Here is a 2,666-nt window from a genome sequence, read left to right on the forward strand (position 1 = left end):
CGAAAATCCACACATTAGCCAATCATCAAAGAGCCGTTAGCAAATTCAACAATCTGGTAGCCGAAAAGATGATGAAAGGCTACAGAAGAAGTCAGTCACAAATCGACAGTAATTGTGAAGTTTCTGAAATCAAAAGAGCGATTGAATTACTAGAGATTATTCGTCCTTATGTAGAGCAGAGAAATTTTTCAGTTGCTTATATCAATGCTCTAAATCAATATCTGAAGATTGTCCCAACACCTTTAGGTATGCAAATCGAACCATACAGGGTATATCGCTCAGTAGAAGATGTCGATTATCAAATGGGATTACTCAATTCTCTATTGGCGACACCTGCACCAATTGCTGCTGCGGTGGCTGTTGGTCATGCCCCTGAAGCAACAGCAGAAACGGCAGTTGTCAGTCTTAAGACTATCAGTAAGAACTTCTGGCGACATTTGTAATTTGAGAAGCGTCACTTTGTAAGAGATGCTAAATAGCTACATTTCATTTTGAAAAATTGTTTGGGTAAATTATGGAAATCAAGACTATTGCTGTAACTTACACGCGTAAGTTCAATTTAGGCGACTACGAATCTTTAGAGTTAAGTTGCTCCTTATGGGGACAAATTGACCCAGCAGAAGAAGATGCACAAGGGACAACACAATTTCTATTTCAACAAGCAAAAGATTCTGTTAAGGAAGCTGCAATCCCAGTAATTAAAGCTTCCACACATCAAATGAATAAAGCCAAAATGTACAAGCACTCTGCAACAAATCAATTTGACGAACTGAATAGTTTCTAATAACTGAAATTCACCTTTTAAATTCAAAAACACTTTAGTCAAGCATTAATACTGCTTGGCTATTTTTTTCACCCAGCGCTTTGCTTCCTACAAACCACAACAGGAAAGACATTATGCCTAAAAAAGCTAACCCAGTCCCAAAAGACCATTCCCAGTTATGCCTTCAGTACCTCCGCCGTTGCGGTGGCAGCGCTCGATTATGCACTATAAATTTTAGTCTAGGGGTGATTCAAACGTTAGTTAATCGCAATCTGGTAAAAGTGACAAATACAGGTGCAGGATTTTTTGTGGAGTTGGACGAAGCGAAATGAAAACCCATAAAGTAACTCATCAATCATCTTTGCCTTCAAACACTCGTAATAAATTAGTTCTTCGTCGGACTCGAAAAAGATTTAACCCCAAAGTATTCATAGACCGCACGATAGAAACAACTGCAATTGTCTCTCTGCTCTTAACTGGGTTTTCAGGAGTAGGGGCAATAGGGTGTTGGGGCCTGGAGATTATTGAGACTAATACTAATTCCAACATAATCATCTCTGGTTGGGAGTACCAGAAAAACAGAAGTCTTGGAGCTATGTTGGTCAGTTTTTCTGCATTCTTGGGCAGTTCTTTAGTCGGAGCAAGCCTCAGTATTCAACGGGACAAATTTTAGGGAAAGAAACGGGCAATGAAAGAGTACAAAACTAAACATGGCGGCTACAAAATCGAGACGACGGAATTATCAGATGGTGCTGTAGATGTTCATGTGGGAAAAACAGAACTGCTAAAAACAACTTGGGCTACTCCTACGACTCAAACATTTGATAATCATACCCAAGCTGTTCGTCACGCCAAAAATGCTATTGATAACGGCGAAATCGATTCAGTTTTTCAAGGTTAAAACACTAATGGAAATCAAGTTAACTACATCAGAGATTCGGACTATCTTACAAGGCTGTCAACATACATTGCGGCTTGTTGGCAGTAGCCGAGATTATCGCAACATTTAGTCTTCGCAGTATTTCTCTACATCAAAAAATGTGGTGCTAAATGATGCGTTCAATATTTTAGGAGAAATAGTGGATGCAATTGATCAGGTGGAGCAAATTAATCAACAAGGAGAACCTAAATATGGAGCAGGAAATTAAAAATGCAGTCGGTTTGGGTAGCCCAGAACTGGTAATAGAGTCAAAATCGGAGCCGGAACCAAAACCGGAACCAAAACCAACAGTAACGATTTATGATTTTGCCGCTCTGTTATCTAAGCACGAACCACCCAAAAAACAGCAATAAATATGAAACGACCAGTTTTTCTCTCTTGTATTAGTGCAGCAGTAGCAACAATTATTTGTGGATATTTCGGCACTCAATATCTCGGCAGAAATATCATGTACGTTATTAGTGGAGCAATAGCCGGGACTGGGATCACAGCATTCATGGTTGACCGAATTACTGGTCAAAATGAAATTGACCAAGTTATGTTGCGCCGACCTCGACCTTTAAATAGACCCACCAGTTGTATAGGTTGCAAATACTATCACGGGATCTCTTACAACGGCTCCCCTTTAATTTGTTCTGTTCATCCCGAAGGCATTGAGGGCGCGAAATGCCCCGATTGGCAAGGCTTTCAACTATCTAAAGAAGGAGCAATAACATGACGTTAACCTTAGATAATCGCTCTCAAAATAAAGAATCGTCCCTGACGCAAGCATTACGGCAGATACAACAGCTAAACTCCAAGATTCAAGAGTTGGAGCAGCAGCATCAAGATTATATGCAGAAGCAACAAAATCTGATTGCAGCCATTGCTGAAATTTGTATTTCTCCAATGCAGGAAATACAGGCGCTGCGGATTCTGATCTGTCGGGGAGAAGCAGCTTGTCGGCAGTACTTGCGTTCAGTG

Annotated in this window: 8 protein-coding genes; all 8 read left to right on the top strand. The window is 40.4% G+C overall.

Annotated elements, in window-relative coordinates; all coding sequences use genetic code 11:
* Nucleotides 1-443: polymerase (locus VB732_RS35760; protein ID WP_323235529.1), on the top strand; the 443-nt coding region annotated here is incomplete at its 5' end.
* A 71-nt stretch (nt 444-514) separates the two neighbouring features.
* Complete coding sequence (locus VB732_RS35765; RefSeq protein ID WP_323235530.1) at nt 515-784, top strand: hypothetical protein; 270 nt, start codon at nt 515-517, stop codon at nt 782-784.
* 113 nt (nt 785-897) lie between these two features.
* On the top strand, nt 898-1,095 hold the full coding sequence (locus VB732_RS35770) for a hypothetical protein (RefSeq protein WP_292753872.1): 198 nt from the start codon (nt 898-900) through the stop codon (nt 1,093-1,095).
* On the top strand, nt 1,092-1,436 hold the full coding sequence (locus tag VB732_RS35775) for a hypothetical protein (protein WP_323235531.1): 345 nt from the start codon (nt 1,092-1,094) through the stop codon (nt 1,434-1,436). The genes VB732_RS35770 and VB732_RS35775 overlap by 4 nt, the downstream gene beginning before the upstream one ends.
* A 15-nt stretch (nt 1,437-1,451) precedes the next feature.
* The gene (locus VB732_RS35780; protein WP_322698365.1) at nt 1,452-1,664 is read left to right on the top strand and encodes a hypothetical protein; all 213 of its coding nucleotides are present in this window, start codon (nt 1,452-1,454) and stop codon (nt 1,662-1,664) included.
* A gap of 230 nt (nt 1,665-1,894) precedes the next feature.
* Complete coding sequence (locus VB732_RS35785) at nt 1,895-2,056, top strand: hypothetical protein (RefSeq protein ID WP_190937372.1); 162 nt, start codon at nt 1,895-1,897, stop codon at nt 2,054-2,056.
* Between the two features lie 2 nt (nt 2,057-2,058).
* Complete coding sequence (locus VB732_RS35790) at nt 2,059-2,421, top strand: hypothetical protein (protein WP_323235532.1); 363 nt, start codon at nt 2,059-2,061, stop codon at nt 2,419-2,421.
* Nucleotides 2,418-2,666 (top strand): hypothetical protein (locus VB732_RS35795; protein ID WP_323235533.1); only part of this gene is annotated, 249 nt, incomplete at its 3' end. The genes VB732_RS35790 and VB732_RS35795, both read left to right, overlap by 4 nt.

This window comes from Nostoc sp. UHCC 0252, assembly GCF_034931145.1.
Taxonomy (GTDB): domain Bacteria; phylum Cyanobacteriota; class Cyanobacteriia; order Cyanobacteriales; family Nostocaceae; genus Nostoc.

Excerpts from the sequence above, each read along its gene's own strand:
- VB732_RS35785 (WP_190937372.1), top strand. The coding sequence starts at position 1,895 with ATGGAGCAGGAAATTAAAAATGCAGTCGGTTTGGGTAGCCCAGAACTG.
- VB732_RS35770 (WP_292753872.1), top strand. The coding sequence starts at position 898 with ATGCCTAAAAAAGCTAACCCAGTCCCAAAAGACCATTCCCAGTTATGC.
- VB732_RS35780 (WP_322698365.1), top strand. The coding sequence starts at position 1,452 with ATGAAAGAGTACAAAACTAAACATGGCGGCTACAAAATCGAGACGACG.
- VB732_RS35790 (WP_323235532.1), top strand. The coding sequence starts at position 2,059 with ATGAAACGACCAGTTTTTCTCTCTTGTATTAGTGCAGCAGTAGCAACA.
- VB732_RS35765 (WP_323235530.1), top strand. The coding sequence starts at position 515 with ATGGAAATCAAGACTATTGCTGTAACTTACACGCGTAAGTTCAATTTA.
- VB732_RS35775 (WP_323235531.1), top strand. The coding sequence starts at position 1,092 with ATGAAAACCCATAAAGTAACTCATCAATCATCTTTGCCTTCAAACACT.